The organism is Streptomyces sp. ISL-98 (assembly GCF_018614055.1).
Taxonomy (GTDB): Bacteria; Actinomycetota; Actinomycetes; order Streptomycetales; family Streptomycetaceae; genus Streptomyces; species Streptomyces spiramyceticus.
Genome location: NZ_JAGGPB010000026.1, coordinates 122060 through 140822 on the forward strand (window position 1 = coordinate 122060; position 18763 = coordinate 140822).

Below are 18763 nucleotides of genomic sequence, written 5' to 3' on the forward strand. Positions count from 1 at the left end.
CAGTGGGAGTGAGCGAACGGGGGACGGCTCATGGCCGTACGGAGCACGGGCGCGGGCGTGGATGCGGGTGTGGACGCGACGCTGCTGGTCAGGGCTCTGGGCGACTCGGCGCAGCCCGGGGACGCGCTCACTGAGCAGATACTCGACGCTGCGCGCGAGCAGTTCATGACATTCGGGCTGCGGCGTTCGACGGTCGACGACGTGGCCAAGCGGGCCGGGGTCTCCCGGGTCACCGTGTACCGGCGCATCGGCAACAAGGACAGCCTTGTCTCGGCCTGTCTGCTGCGTGAGTACCGCCAGTTCGTCGCCGAGGTCGACAATGCGGTGGCTGCGCTGCCGACGATGGAGGAGCGGCTGGTCGAGGGGTTCGTGGTGGTGCTGCGGCACATTCGCGAACACCCTCTCATCGGCGGGCTGTTGCGGCTCGAACCGGAGACGATGCTTCCGTTCCTGACGCTGGAGAGCGGGCCGGCGTTCCTTGCGATGCGCGGATATCTCGCGGACCGGTTGCGGCGGGCGCGGTGGGCGGAGGGCAAGCCGGAGAACGATCCGACGCCGGTCGCTGAGCTCATGGTGCGGATTACGGTTTCCTTCCTGCTCAACCCGGTCAGCTGCTTTGAGCTTGAGGAGGATGAGCAGGTTCGGGAGTTTGCGCGGCGGTATTTGTTGCCTTTGCTGGGTGGGTAGGGCGGGTGCGGGTGCCTGCGGCGCCTCTGGGAGCCTCAGATACGCCCTACCGCCGCGCGTGCCACCGGCGTCCCAGCTCGACCGCCCTCTCCGCCTTCTCCCGCGGCGTCCCGAACGACGTCAGATCGGCGTACGGCGAAAACCGCTTCACCGTGATCGACCGAGGCGCAGCAAATGCCCGCAACCCCTCCGCCCCATGGATCCGCCCGTACCCGGACTCGCCCGCGCCGCCGAACGGCAGCGTCGGCACCGCCGCGAAGCCCAGCATCGAGTTGACCGAGACCGCGCCCGCGTCCAGCCGCTCCGCGACCGCGAGGCCCGCCCGCCGCGATCCCGTGAAGACCGCCGCGCCCAGCGAGTACGCCGACGCGTTCGTGCGCGCCACCGCGTCGTCGAGATCCCGCACCGCGTTCACCACGACGACAGGACCGAACGTCTCCTCCGTCATCGCGGGCGAATCCTCCGGTACGTCGACGAGCACCACCGGATGGACGTACGGCGGCCGCAGTGACTCCGGCCCGCCCAGCGGCGCCCGCGCCCCCGCCGCCAGCGCTTCCTTCATGTGACGCTCCACAACACCCAGTTGGCCTGGCAGCGTGAGCGGACCGTACGCCTCGTCCGGAGCCAGCTCGCGCGCCTTCTGTACGATCCGCTCGCACAGCGCGGCGTGCGCCGATTCGACCACGTACACCCGCTCCACGCCCGCACAGGTCTGCCCGGCGTTGGACATCGCGCCCCACACGATCGCCTCCGCCGCCGCGTCCAGATCGGAGTCCGCGCCCACCAATACGGCGTCCTTGCCGCCGCACTCCGCGAGCAGCGGCGTCAGTGTCTTCGCGCACTGCGCCGCGACCTTGCGGGCGGTGCCGGGCGAGCCCGTGAAAGCGACCTTGTCGACCTTGGCGGCCTTGGCGACACCGGCCCCACCCACGCCGCCCGCCCCGGCAAGCGCCGCGCCCGTCGCACCGGGCCCGGTCACCGTCTGGAGCAGGTCGGTGTGCTCGGGCACCGCGTCGCCGAAGCTCGATGCGAGCAACACCCCGACGCCAGGGGTGCGTTCGGAGGGCTTGAAGACCACAGCGTTGCCTGCGGCCAGGGCGTACCCGATCGAGCCCATCGGGGTGTGTACGGGGTAGTTCCACGGCCCGATCACCCCGACGACGCCGAGCGGTCGGTACGCGAGAAGCGAGCGCTGATGGACCGACAGCACTCCCGACGCCACCCGCCGCCGCCCCAGCACCCGCCGGGCATTGCGCGCCGCCCAGTCCAAGTGCACCAGCGCCAGCAGGACTTCGGCACGCGCGTCGTGCACCGGCTTGCCCGTCTCCGCGACGACGGCCTCCGCGAACTCGTCCATGCGGCGGGCGATCGAACGCTTCCAGGCGAGCAGCGCCGCCCGCCGGCCCGCCCAGCCTGCGGCCGCCCAATGGCGTGCGGCGCCCCGTGCCCGTACGACAGCGGCCTGGACTTCGGCGGGCCCGTGCACGGGATATTCGGCGATCACCTCGCCCGTCGCGGGGGAGCGGGAGCTGAAGGTCTCCGCGCTGGTGCTCGTCGGCGCGGTCGTTGATTCGGTCGTCGGATCGGTCATCGGCGCTCCAAGGCGGTTTCGTCGGGCAGCGGCTCCAGCGGACGGCCGTGCGCCCAGTGTGGGCCGAGGTCGTCGAGTGTGTAACCGAAGGGGTACGAGCGGGGTTCCGGCAGCGCGGGCCACCGGTCGGGGCGGGCGGGCAGCAGCCGTACGAAATGGGACCGCGCCCGGATCGTGCGTACGGCCATGGCCTGCACCCAGCGCGGCTGCGGGCGGAAGCCGAGCGCGCGCAGGAGCGGCTCGTCCAGCAACGCCAGGGACAGGCGGGCCACCAGGGGACGCAGAGGCGCGGGATACCAGGCGGCGGTGACCCGGAAGGTGGCGTTCGCGACCCGCCGGTTCGCCGGGTCGTATGCGAACATCTCCCGCTCGTAGTCGACGAGCAGCTTCTCGAATCCGTCGTACGTCGACGGGGCGCCCTCGATCCCCATCATCGCGGCCATCTTGTGGCCGACCAGCGCCAGCGCCTCCGCCTCGTTGGCGCACAGCGGACGCCAGCCGAAGCGGTCGATCCATCGCTTCGGCCCGACGACCGTCGTCGCGAGGACGTACAGGAAGTCCTCGTTCGGAATGCGGTACTTGCCGTGTATGCGGTTGAGGTGGCGGGCGGCGGCGCGGCCGCGCTCCGAGTCGAAGCCCTCCTGCGCCATCTCGAAGCCGAACAGCACGGTGTCGTCGTACCGCTTCTGGCCGGCCCGCTCGAACTCCTGCGTCCTGTCGAGGAGCCGGGAAATGCGTGGCACGCCGTAGTCGCGGAGGAAGGCGATGCTCACGCCCTGGGCGTAGTCCCAGGGGAACTCGTACTGGGAGATCAGCCGGTGGATCCGCTCGAAGTCCCTGGCGGGGTCCATCCGGCGTATTTCGCGCAGTCGGCTGTAACGGCCCATGGCGAGACTCCTTCACTCAATTCGAGGTACGGGTGGTCAGTCCCGAGAAGCGGACGTCTGCGGCATCGACGAGGACCTGCCCCGCCTCGACCGACTCGACGGTCAGGCGCGGGAGTTGTACGGCGACGGGAAGATTGGCCGGGACGACGTCGGCACCGATGCAGATGCGCGGGGTGTTCACTTTCAGGAACGGAATCTCGATCGAGGCGGTCAGCTCGGTCGCGTACACATCGACATTGCGAATGTCGAGCTGGACGTCGATGGTCTGCGGCGTGCCGTCGGGGCCGGCGACTTCGAGGTGGTAGTCCTTCGCGACGAGCCGCTCGGCGTGCACCCACAGCACTTTGACGCGGCCGCCGCCGAGGGTCGGCAGATACGTCGCGCCGTGGATGACGGCGTCGTACGCGTCGAGGCGCGTCGCGCCGACCTCGGGGTGGTACGGGCTGACGGGGTACGCCGCCCGGCCCGGCCCCGGCTGCTTGCCGACCACCAGCGGCGGCTTGAGCGCGGTCAGATCCCCGGGCCGGCCGACCTTGCCGGGCTCGGCGGTCTGCCGGGACGGCGGGTCGCCCTCGGCGGGGGGATTGTCGCGGCCGCCGGTGTCGAGGCCGGTGAGACAGGGCAGAGTGACGTTCCCGCCGTCGCCCGAAGCCTGCGGCTCTTCCTCGGCACTCCCGGCCGCCTGAAGGGGATCGGGGCACTCGGCACGCGCCCGGGCCGGCACCTCCCGCTCGGGCTCCCCACACCGCTCGGCGGCGCCGCTCCGCCCGGGGGACACGCCGAGGACCCCCACGACAAGGGTCAGTGCGAGCGGCACCGCGAGAAGCCGCCGTACGAGAGCCGCGCAGTCCCCGCCCGGTACGCCCGGTACGGCAGAGGACCGACGCACGGCGCGACTCTCACAGCCTTTTGGGTCACGGCATTCGACACCCCACGCGGCGGGAACGAACGGCTGCGACCCCGTCCGCCCCCGACCGCCACCGCCGGCGGGAGGCTCGTCGTGCTCCGGCGCGGAGTCGTGCCCGCTTTCGGAGCCTCGGCCGGACGGCTGGCGTGACCGTACGCCCGCCGCAAAGGCGCCGTCGCCGCCCTCCAGGGGCTCTGCCGGGCAGTCGGTGTCCCCCCGCGCGCAGCCGCCGGGCGCCGGGACGGGCCTCCGTATCCCGTCGGCCTGGCCGACGCTGTCCCCTGCGGCCGGGGCGTTGGGCGAACCTACGAGCCCTCGGTCGGGCCCCTTGCCAGGGCCTCTGACGCTCCCCTCGCCAGGCTTAGGGGCTGCGACCGGAGCGGGCCACGCAGGGCGGTCGTCGCCGAGGGCGCAGCCATCGGGCGCCGGGGCGTGCCGGTGCCCATGCGTCCCGGCGTGCCGGTGGGCACCGTCGTCTGCGTCTGCGTCTGCGTCTGCACCGTCGCCTGCGCCCGGGCCGCCGGGCGCCCGGACGAGCCCTCCGCCGGGCACCTCGCCGTCCCCGTCGGCCGTGGCCGGCGACCGCCTCCCCGTGTCGGCCGCAGCATCGGACCGTACCCACCCGCGTCCCGAGCCCGGCGCCTCCGGCGCCCCCGGCAGCCAGCCGAAGGCCATGGAGGAGCCGAGCAGGCCCAGGCCCACCCCGATTCCGAATCCGCCCAGGTTCGTCGTCGCCAGCGAGACCAGCGACGCGATCGCCGTCATCACCGACACGAAAATCCGCTGCGCCGGCGCGAAGACGAAGAACAGTCCGCCCGCGATCAGCACCAGACCGACCCCCAGCGCGGACATCGCCCCGACCCCCACCTTGAGCATCAGCGGCAGCGGGGCCAGCGGCAGGAAGATCATTTCCAGGCCGGCGAGTAGCGTCCACAGCCCCGCCCAGAACGGCCGCCGTCTGCGCCAGGACCGGGCCCTCGCGCGCAGGCGTGGTGCCGGTAAGAGCTGGTCGAGCCACGTGCCGGTCTCCTTCGCCAGTTCGGCACCGAAGCCGAGTATCAGCGTGATCACAGCCCGGCCCCCTCAGTAGCACTCTCTGCCGTCGTGGCTGATCTCGATCTCGACCTTGTCGAGGGTCAGGGAGCCGCCGTTGGAGGCCCACGCGGTGCTCTTCACGTTCCGCGCGACCGCCGTCGATGCCTGTACGCCGAAGAGTCCCGGCGGACCGTTCACGCCGGGCGCCGCGTCCAGCGTCGACGCGTCCCGCCCGGCCTGTACGCCGGTGACGCGCCCGCCCGCCGTGGTGAGCGCGTCCGCGTTGACGACGAGGTTCTCGCCCTTGACCGGCTTGTCGCCGCCGGACCTGACGATCAGCGACACCTCGCCCACCATCGGCAGGTCCTGCTTCATCGACAGGCAGACGCCCTTTGCCGTGCCGCTCTTGATCCCGGCGAGCAGCACCGCGTGCCCCTTGCCGTCCTTGCTGCCTATGGACGAGGGGAAGCTCGATATCCCCTGGCCGGTGATCTCCTCGGCCGACACCTTGAAGTTCTTGCCGGAGACCGCGAAGGAGGCGGCCATCGCGCCCTGGGCGAGGGCGATGACCACGGCGCCCACCGCGACGACGCCGGGCACGAACATCACCGCCGTTCTCCTCCAGTGCGTACGCCCTTCGGGGCTCAACTCCCGCTCGCCAGCAGCCATTTGACGGTTCCTCTCGTCCGGAGAGTCAAAGTTACAAAGACTATTGACTTGTTTCACAAGCCCCGTCAACACTGCTGACACGGATTCAAAGAAGGGACACGCCCATGGCTTCCGGGACATCCGAGGTACGGGCCCCGCGCCGAGCCGGCCCCGCCTGGCGGTACTTCGGGGACATCCGCAACTTCCTGATCTCGCCCCAGCTGCTCCTCCTCCAGGTCGCCCACCCCGTCGTCGGCGCCGGCGTCCAGCAGCACTCCGATTTCCGGGCCGAACCCTGGCAGCGCCTCTGGCGCACCGTGTCCTCGCTCGGCACGGTCGTCTACGGAGGCCAGGCCGCCGCCACCGCAGAGGCCGAGCGGCTCATCGGCGTACACAGCGCGATGAAGGGCACCGACGACCGGGGCCGCCGCTATCACGCGCTCAATCCCGCCGCGTACCACTGGGTGCACGCCACCCTCGTGCGCGGCGGACACGACGGACACCGGATCTTCGGCAAGGGGCTGAGCGAGACCGAGACCGAGGCGTACTACCAGGAGATGCGCGACGTCGGCCGCGTCTGGGGGCTCAAGGACCACCATCTGCCGCCCGACTGGGCCGCCTTCTGTGCGTATTACGACGCCATGGTCCGCGACACCCTGGAACTCAACCGGTCCGTCCTGGACGTACTCGACGAGCTGGGCCGCCCCCAGAAGCCGCCGGTCCGCTGGATCCCGGCACTCCTCTGGCGCCCCTTCGCCGCCGTCGCCGCGCACTACGCGCTGCTGGTCACCATCGGCACGCTGCCACCCGTCCTGCGCGAGCGACTCGGGCTGACCTGGACCGGGAAGCAGGAGCGCGCCCTGCGCCGCTTCGTACGCCTCGTCCGCGTCCTGATAGCGCTCGTACCGCCACCCCTGCGCATCGCAGGCACCCTCGCGATCGCATACTGGAACACACACAAGCCCGGCACGGACCCACGTGCCCGCCGACCCCTGGGAGCCGCAGCATGAAGGCCAGCGGACCTGACCGACAGGATCCCGCCCCGCCCCCGCCCGGCGGCGTCCTGTGGTCGCTCGCCGGGGACGTCCGGGCGCTGCTGATGCTGCCCGCCGCACTGACCATGCAGGTCGCGCACCCCGCCGTCGGCGCGGGCGTCGACGAGCACTCCGTCTTCCGTACGGACCCATGGGGGCGCGGGGAGCGGTCGCTGCACTCCGTACAGCTGTGGGTGTACGGCGGAGAGGCCGCCGCCGAGGAAGGCCGCAGGCTCCGGCAGCTGCACAAGGCCATCCAGGGCACCGACGCCCACGGCCGCCGCTACCACGCGCTGAACCCGGCCTACTACTCCTGGGTGCACGCCACCGGCTTCCCCTGCTATCAGCACTCGATGCGCTACCTCGGCCGGCCGCTGACCGAGGCGCAGGAGCGGCAGCTGTACGCCGAGTGGCTCCAGGTCGGCCGGATCCTCGGCATAAACGACCGGGACATGCCGCAGACGCTGGAGGAGTTCTGGCCGTACTACCGCAAGGTGCTCGCCGACGAGCTCGAAGCGACCGTGGTGGTGCGTGAGCTGATCGCCGCCGACAAGCCGGTGCCCGCCCCCGACCGGGGCCCGCTGCCGGTGCGGCTGCTGCTGCGTGCGCTGTGGCCGGTCCTCCTCCCGCCGTTCGCCCGCTTCCGGGCCTTCGTCACCGTCGGCTACATGCCGCCGGACGCCCGCGAAGCCATCGGGCTGCCGTGGAGCGACGCGCAGGAGCGCAGGCTGCGCCGGTTCAGCCGCGTCGTGCGGACCGTGGTGCCGCTGCTGCCCGAGCGGCTGCGCTATCTGCCGCTGGCGCGCGAGGCCAGGGCCCGGCACCGGGCGCGGCTCAGGGCTGCACAGGTCGCCGCACCCAGCAACTGAGAGCGCTCTCAGGAATTCGCTCAGAGCATGCTCCCGAATGCCTCATGCCGTCAACACTCGAACGCGCGGCGGCTCGGTGCGGCCTCAACTGCCGTCTCTGTCATACGTATTGACACTTCCAATTCAGGAGTTTTACGTTCCATGACATCTGAGAGCGCTCTCGGACGCCCTTCCCCCATGATTCCGAGGTGCTGTCCATGCCGGCTCCCCACTTCAGATCCGCCTCCGTACTGATCGTCGTATCGGCTCTGGCCCTGGCCGCACTCGGCCTCGGTTCCGCCGCCGCTCCGGCGGCGGCTGCCACCGTCCCCGTCGGATCGGGCAGTTACTCCGACGTACGGCCCGCCGGAACATCCGGCCCCACCACCAACACCGGCGCCCCCGTCACCCCCAAGCTCACCCCGGCCGCCAAGGACAAACCGCTGCCCACCAACGACTGGTGGTCCTCCCTCGCCTTCCAGCGATACGGCGACAACCCGCACTCCACGCCCATGTACGGCCACCCGCTCACCTACCAGGCCACCGCCGCAGGCCTCGAAGTCGGCTACCCGACCACTCCCGCCGTCGTCGGCGAGGGCAGGCAGTACGAGTACGCCCACAAGCGCGACCTCACCCTCGGTCTGACCGGCCTCAACTCCCCGGACACCAAGGCCGACGACTGGTCCGACTGGACCGTCACCCCGTACTGGTCCGACGGCGCCCGCACCCTGCGCACCACCATCGGCCACGGCCTGCCCTTCGTGTACGCCAAGGGCTCGGGCGGCAGCGCCCGGATCACGACGGCCGCCGCGCCCACCGTCTTCGCCGACCAGGGCAACGTCCTGGGCATCACCGTCGCGGGCCACCACTACGCCCTCTTCACGCCCGCCGGCAGCGACTGGAACATCTCGGGCTCCACCGTCACCGCAGGCCTCGGCGCCAAGGACTACTTCTCGCTCGCCGTACTGCCCTCCACCGACGCACTCGCGACGTACAAGAAGTACGCGTACAGCTTCGTCACCGGTTCCAAGGCGAGCTGGAGCTCCACCGGCGGCACGGTCAGGGCGACGTACACCCTCACCACCGAGGCCAGGGAGGGCAGCGAAACAGGCACGCTCCAGGCCCTCTACCGCCACCAGTGGCTGAACACCTCCGACCCGCTCACCGCCTACACGTACGTCTCGCCGCGCGGCACCATGAAGGTCCGCGAGGGCACCTCCTTCACCACCAGTCAGCGGGCCTCGGGCGTGCTGCCGGGACTGCCGAAGTCGAGCGGTGTCGACAAGGCCCGGCTCAAGGGCTATCTCGACGAGGCCGCGAACGCCGCCGACCCGTTCTCCGGTGCCACCGACACCTACTGGACGGGCAAGGCGCTCGGCCGCCTCGCCCAGCTCGTGCCCGTCGCCGACCAGATCGGTGAGACGGCCACCCGCGACAAGCTCCTCGGCCTGATGAAGGGCCGCCTCCAGGACTGGTTCACGGCGGGCGGGGCGAATGAGTTCTCGTACGACAAGACCTGGAAGACGCTGACCGGCTACCCCGCGTCGTACGGCAGCGACACCGAACTCAACGACCACCACTTCCACTACAGCTACTACGTCTACGCGGCCGCGATCGTCGCCCAGTACGACCAGGCCTGGGCCGCCGACTCGGCATGGGGCGGCATGGTCAAGACACTCGTACGGGACGCCGCCAACCCCAGCCGCACCGACACCGCGTTCCCCTTCCTGCGCGGCTTCGACGTGTACGCCGGGCACAGCTGGGCGTCGGGCCACCAGGGCTTCGCGGCCGGCAACAACCAGGAGTCGTCGTCGGAGTCCACCAACCTCAGCGCCGGCCTTGTGCTCTGGGGCTCGGCGACCGGGGACACCGCCCTGCGCGACCTCGGCACGTACCTCCTGACCACCGAGTCCGAGGCGATCGCCCAGTACTGGTTCGACGCCGACCAGCAGGTATACCCGTCCTCCTTCGGCCACGACACGGCCGGCATGGTGTGGGGCAGCGGCGCGGCGTACGCCACCTGGTGGACCGCCAACCCGGAGGAGATCCACGGCATCAACGTCCTCCCCGTGACGGGCGGTTCACTGCACCTGGGCGGCGAGAAGGCCGCCATCCGCCGCAACATCGCGGAGATGGAACGCGAGAACGGCGGCCCGGCCGTCGAATGGCGCGACATCCTCTGGGAGTTCCAGTCGATCGCAGACCCGGCCGCCGCCAAGGCCAAGTGGGATGCGGGCCACGGCTCGTACACCCCCGAGCAGGGCGAGTCCAAGGCGCACACCTACCACTGGATCAGCACGCTCGACACGCTCGGGGCCCCCGACGAGACGGTGAGCGGTGACATCCCGACGTCCGCCGTCTTCACCAAGGGCACGGTACGGACGTACGCAGCCCACAACCACGGCGCCACCACCCGCACCGTGACCTTCTCGGACGGCAAGAAGCTCGACGTGCCCGCCCGCTCGACCGCGACGGGCACCGGCACCGGAGGCGGCGACCCGGACCCCGATCCCGATCCTGAACCGCCCACCGGCAACACCTTCCAGCTGCGGACCGGCGGCGCCCTCACCACGGCCACAGGAACCACCGCCGCCACCGACACCATCGTCTCCGCGGGCGGCGCCAACCACGACGGCACCCCGCACCAGCCCCTGACGTACGTGGCCAAGGGGGTGAACGGCACGCTCAAGTCCGGTACGCCGACGGCCTTCCGCCTCCAGGTCGACGCGGGCACGACGGTCGGCCTCGGGCAGCAGGCCCGGGTCAGTTACGACCTCACGGGCGACGGCACCTACGACCGGACGGAGACCTACCAGTACTTCGCGACCGACCCGGTGGCGGGCTGGGAGGAGTACACCCAGGCGCGCGGCCTCAAGTCGGCGACCGGCGCACTCGGGGACCTCAAGGGCGGCACCGTGCGCCTCGAAGTGTGGAGCGCCATCGGCAACGGCACGTCCAAGCTGCGCACCGGCACCGGCGATTCGGTGCTGGTGATCCCACACCAGTGACCGCGAGCACGCTCCGGCGCGGCGGGCCCCGGCATCAGGCCGAGGCCCGCCGCACCAGCTCGGTCGGCATGATCACCGAGGCCGGGGCGCCCGCTTCCCGGCTGCCCTCGCTCAGCACCTTCATGAGCAGCCTGACCATCAACCGCCCCATCCCCTCAATGTCCTGACGCACCGTCGTGAGCGGCGGAGTCACGGACTCGGCGACCGGAACCATGTCGTCGAACCCGACGAGCGCGACCTCGTCCGGCACCCGCCGCCCCGCCTCCCGCAGGACCCGCAGCGCGCCCGCTGCCATCAGGTCGTTGGCGGCGAACACGGCGTCCAGGTCCGGCCTGCGCTCCAGCAGCTCCGCCATGGCGCGCGCACCGCTGTCCACGGTGAAGTCGCCCTGTGCCATCAGGGCCGGGTCGGCGTCGAACAGTACGTCGCGGTAGCCGTCGGCGCGGTCGATCGCGGAGGTCTGGTCGCGGGGGCCCGCGATGTGTGCGATGTGTCTGCGGCCGAGGGCGGCGAGATGGCGTACGGCGGTACGGGCGCCGCCCCGGTTGTCGCAGTCCACGTACGGGACGCCCGTACCGGCTCCGGCCCAGCCGGGGCGGCCGCCGAAGACGGTCGGGACCTTCACCCGGTCTATGACGGCGGGCAGTTCGTCGTCGTTGTGCAGGGAGAAGGCGAGCGCGCCGTCGACGTGCCCGCCGCCGAGATAGCGGGAGATGCGGTCGTAGTCGCCGGGCCCTTCGGCCCACAGCAGCACCAACTGGGAGTCGTACACCGTCAGTTCTCTGCTGATGCCGCGCACCTGCTGCTCGAAGAAGGGGTCGGAGAAGATCCTGAACTCGGGCTCGGCGATGATCACGGCGATCGCACCGTTGCGCCGGGTGACGAGGGATCGCGCGGCGTGGTTCGGAACGTATCCCAGCTCCTCGACCGCCTGCCGCACCCGGTCGGCCAGCGCCTGCCGCACGCCTTCACCGCCGTTGACGACCCGGGAAGCCGTGGCCCGGGAGACACCGGCGCGGGCCGCGACGGTTTCCAGAGTGGGGCGGGACTCGGCGGACTGCTCGGGCAAGGCGGGCGCTCCTCGGCTCCTCGGGGCGGCTCCAACGGGGACGGAGCCGCAGAGAGGGAGGATATCGGCCGCGCCGCCGCCCCTCTCAGGGGCGGCAGCGCGGCGTACCGCTGTCAGTGGTCGTGACCGTGCTCGTGTTCGTGGATGGTGTTCGTCGCGGCGATCTTCTTCCACGACTTGGGCTGTGCCGGCTTGGCACCGGCGTCCGAGCGCGCGATCCGGGACTCGGCCGCGGCCGGGGCGCCGGGCTTCGAGGGTTCGTACAGCCAGGTGTCGAAGAGCCCGGCGAGCGGCTTGCCCGAGACGCTCTCGGCGTACTGCACGAAGTCGCCCACGTCGGCGTTGCCGTAGGCGAACTTGGCCGTCCAGCCCTTGAGGATCTTGAAGAAGTCCTCGTCGCCGACCTCGTTGCGCAGCGCCTGCACGGTGAGCGCGCCACGGTCGTACACGGCGATGTCGAACTGCTTGTCCGGGCCCGGGTCGCCAGGCTTGACCGTCCAGAAGGCATCGTCGGCAGCGCGCGTCCGATAGACGTAGTCGGCGAGCTCCTGCGCGGTGCCCTCGCCCTCCTTCTCCGACCACAGCCACTGGCTGTAGCGGGCGAAGCCTTCGTTGATCCAGATATCCTTCCAGCCCTTGACGGAGACGCTGTCGCCGTACCACTGGTGGGCCAGCTCATGCACGACGACCGAGACGTTGGACCCGTTCGCGAACTGGCGCGGGCTGTAGAACGGCCGGGTCTGCGTCTCCAGCGCGTAGCCGCTCTTCACGTTCGGGACGTAGCCGCCGAGCGCGTTGAAGGGGTACGGGCCGAAGACCTCGGTCAGATACTCGGCGACCTCGGTGGTCCGCTCGATGCTCGCGCGCGCCGCGCCTGCCTGGTCACCGAGATCCTGGCTGTACGCGTTGAGGACCGGCAGCCCGTCGGCGGTCTTGTCCGTAGTGATGTCGAACTTGCCGACCGCGAGCGTGGCGAGGTAGCTCGCCTGCGGCTTGTTCGAGCGCCAGTTGTAGCGGGTCCAGCCGAGCTTCGAGCTCTGCAACTGGAGTACGCCGTTGCTGATGGCCTGGGTGCCGTCGGGCACCGAGACGGAGACGTCGTACGTCGCCTTGTCCAGCGGGTGGTCGTTGCTCGGGAACCACCACACGGCCGAGTCGGGCTCCTGGGCGGCGACACCGCCGTCCGGGGTGCGGTGCCACGCCGTGTAGCCGCCGATGCTGAGCTCGGAGGGCTTGCCGGCGTAGCGGACGACGACGGAGACCGCCTTGCCCTTCGCCAGTGGGGACGCCGGGGTGACGACCAGCTCCTGGTCACCCTCCTTGATGAACTTCGCCTTCGCCCCGTTGACGCGGACCTCGCTGACGCCCAGTCCGAAGTCGAGATTGAAGCGCGAGAGGTCCTGCGTAGCGGTGGCGAGGATCGTCGCCGTGCCCTCCAGCAGGTCGATCTTGGGCTGGTACTTCAGGCGGAGGTCGTAATGGGATACGTCGTATCCGCCGTTGCCGCTGGCCGGGTAGTAGGCGTCGCCGATGCCCGGGGCGCCCGGCGAGAAAGTTGCGGCCGATGCCGGGATCGCCAGCACAAGTGAGGCCGTCAGCACGCTCGGGGCGATGAGTCTGCGGTGCACGGATGCTCCAAGTGGTCAGTCCGAAGGATCTGTTCGAAGCCTATTCAGCCTCTGTGCCACCAGTCATGTCCACAGTCACTCCTGTCACACGACTGACATCCGGCCGATACGCGGTTCCCGGTGAGCCCACTCCTGCCCTCTTTTGCACGGGAGTTGACCGGGGTACCTTCCGCCCCATGCCGATAACTGCGCGGGGATCCCGCATGAAGTGGCGAAGGCTCATTCCGGCGGTTACGGCCGCCCTGACAGCGGTCCTGCTGACCCCGGCGGGCGCCCAGGCCGGACCGACGGAGAGCAGACCCGTCTACTCCTACGACAACGCCATCCGCGAAGCCGTATGGGTGGACACCAGAATCGACGGCGACGCGGACGGGAAGACCGACCGAGTCGCCGTCGACATCGTCCGGCCCAGGGAACCGGCCCAGCAGGGCCGGAAGATCCCGGTCGTCATGGACGCCAGCCCCTACTACTCCTGCTGCGGCCGGGGCAACGAGAGCCAGAAGAAGACGTACGACGCGAACGGCAACCCGGTCCAGTTCCCGCTCTACTACGACAACTACTTCGTGCCGCGCGGCTACGCCTTCGTCGCCGTGGACCTGGCCGGAACCAACCGCTCCGACGGCTGTGTCGACGTAGGCGGCCGCTCCGACATCCAGTCCGCCAAGGCGGTCGTCGACTGGCTGAACGGCCGCGGCAAGGCGTACACCACCCGCACCGGCGCCCAGCGCGCCAAGGCCGGCTGGTCCACCGGAAACACCGGCATGATCGGCAAGAGCTACGACGGCACCATCGCCAACGGCGTCGCGGCGACCGGTGTCGAGGGCCTCAAGACCATCGTCCCGATCGGCGCCATCTCCTCCTGGTACGACTATTACTTCGCCCAGGGCGCCCCGCTCTTCGACAGCGGCCCCGACTGGCTCTCCGGTTACGTCGAGAGCCCGGAAGCCCGCACCCGCTGCCAGGCCGTACAGAAACGCCTGGTGGACGAGGCCCCGCGCAACGGCGACTTCACCCGCCTGTGGGCCGAGCGCGACTACGTACCGGACGCGGACGACGTCAAGGCCAGCGTCTTCGTCGTACACGGCATGCAGGACCTCAACGTCCGCACCAAGCACTTCGGCCAGTGGTGGGACGCCCTCGCCGCTGCTGGCGTGGACCGCAAGATCTGGCTCTCGCAGACCGGCCACGTCGACCCCTTCGACTTCCGCCGAGGCGACTGGGTGAAGACCCTGCACCGCTGGTTCGACCATGAACTCCTCGGCTACGACAACGGCATCGACCGCGAGCCGATGGCCGACATCGAGCGCGCCCCCGACCAGTGGTCCACCGACAAGGTCTGGCCGCCCCGCTCGACCGACGCCACCACCCTGCGCCCCGGCAAGGGCACGGCGCCCGGCGTCGGCACGCTGTCGCTGAAGCCGTCCGCACCCGGCACCACCGAAACCTTCACGGACGACCCGAACCTGAGCGAGAGCGACTGGGCCGCGCAGATCGACAAGTCAACACCGTCGAAGGCCGGATTCACCACCAAGCCGCTCACCCGCGACCTGCGCCTGTCCGGCTCCTCCGAGGTGACCATCACCGCGGCACCGTCGACACCGACCGCGCATCTCTCCGCCGTCCTCGTCGACCTGGGCCCCGACACGATCCGCGACTACGAGGCTTCGGGCGAAGGCATCAGCACCCTCCCCGAGCGCACCTGCTGGGGTGCGAGCACCACGGGTGACAGCTCCTGCTTCAAGGAGACCAAGGCCCGTACCGCGAATGTCGACTACACCGTCTTCAGCCGCGGCTGGGCCGACCTCGGCACGTACGCAGACCCGGCCAAGGGCCGCCCGCTCACACCCGGCAAGCAGTACACGATCACCCTCGACCTCGCCGCGAGCGATCACGTCGTCCCGGCGGGCCACCGGCTCGCCCTGATCGTCGGCGGCACGGACGCGGGCCTCATCGAGCCTCCGTCCAGCACCCCGACGCTCGGCATCGACCTGGCCCGTACGGCCGCCCAGCTGCCCGTGGTCGGGGGCCCGGAGGCCTTCGCGCGCGCCACCGCAGGCTCCCGCTACTCCGCACCGTCGGACGCCCGCCTCGACGGCGTGGCCGAGCCGCGCGCGATCCGTCCGATCCCGGGAGGCACCCGCTGATGCGCACCCGTACACGCGCGCTCGTCATCGGCTTCGCCGCCGCGGCCCTGGCCGCACCCGTCGTCACGGCGCCCGCCCAGGCGGCATCGCCCCCGCCCCGTACCGGCTTCGAAACGACCAACGGCGCACGCTGGACCACCCAGCCGGAGGAGCAGGACTTCCTGTCCGCCGTGGACCGCGACAGCAGCCGCGTCACGATGTCCGCCATAGGCACCACCGCACAAGGCCGCCCGCTCCAGCTCCTGCAGATCGGTACGCACCGCACGTCCACCACCATGCTGCTGATCTGCTCGCAGCACGGTGACGAGCCGTCAGGACGCGAAGCCTGCCTGACCACCGTCCGAGACCTCGCATACGCCAAGGACAAAAAGACCCTCGACTTCCTCGCCCGCACCACGGTCCTCGTAGTCCCCACCGCCAACCCCGACGGCCGCGCCGCCAACACCCGTACCAACTCCCACGGCGTGGACATCAACCGCGACCACATCGCGCTGAAAACGGCCGAGGCCCGGGCGATGGCCGCCGTGATCCGTGACCACAAGCCCGAAATCATCTACGACCTGCACGAGTACGGTGCCACCTCGCCGTACTACGACAAGGACCTCCTGGCCCTCTGGCCCCGCAACCTGAACACGGACAACCGGGTGCACGCGGAGGCGCGCACCCTCTCCGAGTCGTACGTACGACCCGGCGCCCAGGACGCCGGATTCAGCAGCGGCATCTACGGCATCTGGACCGACCCGGTGACGGGCGAGCCGCTCAAGCAGGTCGCGGGCGACGGCCAGGAGCGCATCCTGCGCAACACGGCGGGCGTCAAGCATTCAGTGGGCCTGCTGGTGGAAACCCGAGTAGACCCACTCACACCAGCAGAGAAGAAGGACCCGGCCCTCAACAACAGACGCCGAGTGGGAACCCAACTCTCAGCCCTCACCGGGGCATTGACCTTCGCGGACGAGCGACGCGCGGGCATCAAGCGGGCAACTGCCCAGGCGCGTCTGACGGGCTTCGCGGACAGAGGCCCCGTCTACCTCGGCGGCGCAGACAACGATCCGGCGGAGCCCACCGAGATCATCCAGGACCCGCCCTGCGGCTACCACCTTTCCTCCTCTCAGTACGCAGACGTGGAGGACGAACTGGCGCTGCACGGCGTCGTCTCTCACCCACGCGCCGAGGGAGCGTATGTACCGCTCCGGCAGTCCCAGCGCGACCTGGCGGCTCTGCTGCTCGACGAGAGGGCGGCGTACCACCTCACCACCGGGCGGCCCGACACCACCTGTTAGACAGTCATGACGTGCAACACATGTGGTAGGGGGTACGGGAGAGCGAAATCAGGCTCCGCGAATTTCCGAAAGGTGCCGCTTGTGTCGCACGACGAACAGAAACCGGGTCAACGGCTGCGGCTGCCGGTGAGGGCGGCCCTCCCGGGCCGCCACCCGCACGAGGACGAGACGCCCCGGACCGACCGGGTGGTGTTCGGCGTGACGGCCGTTCTCACCCTCGCGTTCGTGCTCTGGGGCTCCGTCTTCACCGAGGCGCTGGAGACCGTCTCCGACAGGATGCTGAGCGGCCTCATGCACAACGGCGGCTGGGCGTTCGTCCTGGCCGCCTCCGGATTTGTCGTCTTCGCTCTCTGGCTCGCCATCAGCCGCTACGGCAGAATCCCGCTCGGCCAGGAGCACGAGGGACCGGAGTTCCGTACCGTCTCCTGGGTCGCGATGATGTTCAGCGCGGGCATGGGCATCGGTCTGATGTTCTACGGGGTCAGCGAACCGCTGGCGCACTACATCACACCGCCGCCGGGGACCGACCCGGCCGACTCGGCGGACGCCATGCAAACAGCCATGGCCACCACGCTCTTCCACTGGACACTCCACCCCTGGGCGATCTACGCGGTGGTCGGCCTCGCCATCGCGTACAGCACCTTCCGCCGCCGCAGGCGGCAGACGATCAGCGCCGTCTTCGAACCGCTCATCGGCAAGAAGCGCGCCGACGGTGCGCCCGGCCGGGTCATCGACATCCTGGCCATCTTCGCCACGCTCTTCGGTTCCGCCACCTCACTCGGCCTCGGCGCGCTGCAGATCGGCAGCGGATTCCGAGAGTTGGACTGGATGGACAAGGCAGGCACCGGTCTGCTCGTCTCCATCATCGGAGTCCTGACGGTCGCATTCGTCTTCTCGGCGGTCTCCGGCGTCGAAAAGGGCATCCAGTGGCTGTCGAACACCAACATGGTCCTCGCCGTAATCCTCGCGATCTTCGTCTTCATCGCGGGACCGACCATCCTCGTCCTCGACCTGCTGCCCACCTCGGTCGCGGCCTACATCGACGAAATTCCGCAACTGGCCGGACGTACCGAAGCGGCGACCGGTGGCGGCGAAGTCTCCGACTGGCTGAGCAGCTGGACGGTCTTCTACTGGGCCTGGTGGATCTCCTGGACGCCCTTCGTCGGCATGTTCATCGCCCGCATCAGCCGTGGACGTACGATCCGTCAGTTCGTCGGAGGCGTGATCCTGGTCCCCAGCACCGTCAGCCTGGTCTGGTTCGCCATCTTCGGCGGTACGGCGATGAAGCTCCAGGAGCGCGGACAGCTGGGGGAGGAAGCGACGCCCGAGGGCCAGCTCTTCGGCGTACTCCAGGAGTTCCCCATCGCCAGTGCGATGAGCCTGCTGGTGATGATCCTGGTAGGCATCTTCTTCGTCTCCGGCGCGGACGCCGCATCGATCGTGATGGGCACGCTCTCCCAACGCGGCACCTTCGAACCGGCCCGGTTCGTCGTCATCTTCTGGGGCGTGGTGACCGGCGCGGTGGCGGCGGTGATGCTGCTGGTCGGCGACGGCAAGGGCGACGCGCTGGCAGGCCTGCAGAACCTGACGATCCTGGCGGCGGCGCCGTTCGTCCTGGTCATGGTGGGCATGTGCCTGGCCCTCATGCGCGACCTGCGCCAGGACCCGCTGATCGTCCGCGGTGAGATCGCCGAGGAGGCGGTGGAGAGTGCGGTGATCGCGGGCCACGAGAAGTACGCCGGCGAATTCGAAATCCGCATCGGCCCGGGCCCGGACGCGGACCGGGAGCCCGGCACGGAGGAGGAAGGCGGAGACCGCAAGACCTTCTGACCGGGCACGGGAGCTCCCCGGCGGACGCGCAGGGGCCACCGGAACGGCGAGCAGCGCGTCGGCGTGGGCGTGGCGCGGAGGACGGACGAGCGGGCACCGTTTCTGGGTGTCGTGCGTACCGAACGGCGCGGCGGCAGGACGAGCCCGGCGCCGCTTCGCGCACCGCA

General features: G+C 70.2%; 13 protein-coding genes. 7 read left to right on the forward strand and 6 right to left on the reverse strand.

What is annotated here, in order from left to right; genetic code table 11:
- The first annotated feature begins 30 nt into the window (after window positions 1-30).
- Window positions 31-687 (forward strand): TetR/AcrR family transcriptional regulator, encoded by a 657-nt coding sequence (locus tag J7I98_RS19025; protein WP_214921939.1) that lies wholly within the window; start codon window positions 31-33, stop codon window positions 685-687.
- Between the two features lie 46 nt (window positions 688-733).
- Here the strand turns inward: J7I98_RS19025 and J7I98_RS19030 are convergent, their stop codons facing one another.
- Genes J7I98_RS19030 through J7I98_RS19045 form a run of 4 tightly spaced genes read right to left on the reverse strand, consistent with a single transcriptional unit; the run spans window position 734 to window position 5776 of the window.
- Window positions 734-2278 (reverse strand): aldehyde dehydrogenase family protein, encoded by a 1545-nt coding sequence (locus tag J7I98_RS19030; protein ID WP_214921940.1) that lies wholly within the window; start codon window positions 2276-2278, stop codon window positions 734-736.
- Window positions 2275-3165 carry an oxygenase MpaB family protein gene (locus J7I98_RS19035; RefSeq protein ID WP_214921941.1) on the reverse strand — a complete coding sequence of 297 codons (891 nt, stop codon included), beginning with the start codon at window positions 3163-3165 and terminating at the stop codon, window positions 2275-2277. Before J7I98_RS19035 ends, J7I98_RS19030 begins: the two co-directional genes overlap by 4 nt.
- 16 nt (window positions 3166-3181) lie before the next feature.
- The gene (locus J7I98_RS19040) at window positions 3182-5143 is read right to left on the reverse strand and encodes a DUF6114 domain-containing protein (protein ID WP_214921942.1); all 1962 of its coding nucleotides are present in this window, start codon (window positions 5141-5143) and stop codon (window positions 3182-3184) included.
- Window positions 5144-5155: 12 nt separating this feature from the next.
- Window positions 5156-5776 carry a DUF6230 family protein gene (locus tag J7I98_RS19045; RefSeq protein WP_251020846.1) on the reverse strand — a complete coding sequence of 207 codons (621 nt, stop codon included), beginning with the start codon at window positions 5774-5776 and terminating at the stop codon, window positions 5156-5158.
- 104 nt (window positions 5777-5880) lie between these two features.
- Here J7I98_RS19045 and J7I98_RS19050 point away from each other — a divergent pair, with 104 nt between their 5' ends.
- The 3 genes from J7I98_RS19050 to J7I98_RS19060 all read left to right on the forward strand — a co-directional run bounded on the left by J7I98_RS19050 (window position 5881) and on the right by J7I98_RS19060 (window position 10645).
- Complete coding sequence (locus J7I98_RS19050; protein ID WP_214921943.1) at window positions 5881-6765, forward strand: oxygenase MpaB family protein; 885 nt, start codon at window positions 5881-5883, stop codon at window positions 6763-6765.
- On the forward strand, window positions 6762-7658 hold the full coding sequence (locus tag J7I98_RS19055; protein ID WP_214921944.1) for an oxygenase MpaB family protein: 897 nt from the start codon (window positions 6762-6764) through the stop codon (window positions 7656-7658). The genes J7I98_RS19050 and J7I98_RS19055 overlap by 4 nt, the downstream gene beginning before the upstream one ends.
- A 197-nt stretch (window positions 7659-7855) precedes the next feature.
- Window positions 7856-10645, forward strand: coding sequence for a glycosyl hydrolase (locus J7I98_RS19060; protein WP_214921945.1), 2790 nt, complete (start codon window positions 7856-7858; stop codon window positions 10643-10645).
- 34 nt (window positions 10646-10679) lie between these two features.
- Here the strand turns inward: J7I98_RS19060 and J7I98_RS19065 are convergent, their stop codons facing one another.
- Entirely contained in the window at window positions 10680-11714 is a 1035-nt protein-coding gene (locus J7I98_RS19065; protein WP_214921946.1) for a LacI family DNA-binding transcriptional regulator, read from the reverse strand.
- Between the two features lie 113 nt (window positions 11715-11827).
- A complete protein-coding gene (locus J7I98_RS19070) occupies window positions 11828-13342 on the reverse strand; it encodes a M1 family metallopeptidase (RefSeq protein ID WP_214921947.1) in 1515 nt (504 codons plus the stop codon).
- A gap of 203 nt (window positions 13343-13545) precedes the next feature.
- Here J7I98_RS19070 and J7I98_RS19075 point away from each other — a divergent pair, with 203 nt between their 5' ends.
- The 3 genes from J7I98_RS19075 to J7I98_RS19085 all read left to right on the forward strand — a co-directional run bounded on the left by J7I98_RS19075 (window position 13546) and on the right by J7I98_RS19085 (window position 18596).
- The gene (locus J7I98_RS19075) at window positions 13546-15486 is read left to right on the forward strand and encodes a Xaa-Pro dipeptidyl-peptidase (RefSeq protein WP_251020847.1); all 1941 of its coding nucleotides are present in this window, start codon (window positions 13546-13548) and stop codon (window positions 15484-15486) included.
- Window positions 15486-16766: a M14 family metallocarboxypeptidase gene (locus J7I98_RS19080; RefSeq protein WP_214921949.1), complete on the forward strand. Its 1281-nt coding sequence runs from the start codon at window positions 15486-15488 to the stop codon at window positions 16764-16766. Before J7I98_RS19075 ends, J7I98_RS19080 begins: the two co-directional genes overlap by 1 nt.
- Window positions 16767-16847: 81 nt before the next feature.
- Window positions 16848-18596 carry a BCCT family transporter gene (locus J7I98_RS19085; RefSeq protein ID WP_308377858.1) on the forward strand — a complete coding sequence of 583 codons (1749 nt, stop codon included), beginning with the start codon at window positions 16848-16850 and terminating at the stop codon, window positions 18594-18596.
- The last annotated feature ends 167 nt before the right edge of the window (window positions 18597-18763 follow it).

Excerpts from the sequence above, each read along its gene's own strand:
- J7I98_RS19025 (WP_214921939.1), top strand. The coding sequence starts at position 31 with ATGGCCGTACGGAGCACGGGCGCGGGCGTGGATGCGGGTGTGGACGCG.
- J7I98_RS19030 (WP_214921940.1), bottom strand. The coding sequence starts at position 2,278 with ATGACCGATCCGACGACCGAATCAACGACCGCGCCGACGAGCACCAGC.
- J7I98_RS19035 (WP_214921941.1), bottom strand. The coding sequence starts at position 3,165 with ATGGGCCGTTACAGCCGACTGCGCGAAATACGCCGGATGGACCCCGCC.
- J7I98_RS19045 (WP_251020846.1), bottom strand. The coding sequence starts at position 5,776 with ATGGCTGCTGGCGAGCGGGAGTTGAGCCCCGAAGGGCGTACGCACTGG.
- J7I98_RS19050 (WP_214921943.1), top strand. The coding sequence starts at position 5,881 with ATGGCTTCCGGGACATCCGAGGTACGGGCCCCGCGCCGAGCCGGCCCC.
- J7I98_RS19055 (WP_214921944.1), top strand. The coding sequence starts at position 6,762 with ATGAAGGCCAGCGGACCTGACCGACAGGATCCCGCCCCGCCCCCGCCC.
- J7I98_RS19060 (WP_214921945.1), top strand. The coding sequence starts at position 7,856 with ATGCCGGCTCCCCACTTCAGATCCGCCTCCGTACTGATCGTCGTATCG.
- J7I98_RS19075 (WP_251020847.1), top strand. The coding sequence starts at position 13,546 with ATGAAGTGGCGAAGGCTCATTCCGGCGGTTACGGCCGCCCTGACAGCG.
- J7I98_RS19080 (WP_214921949.1), top strand. The coding sequence starts at position 15,486 with ATGCGCACCCGTACACGCGCGCTCGTCATCGGCTTCGCCGCCGCGGCC.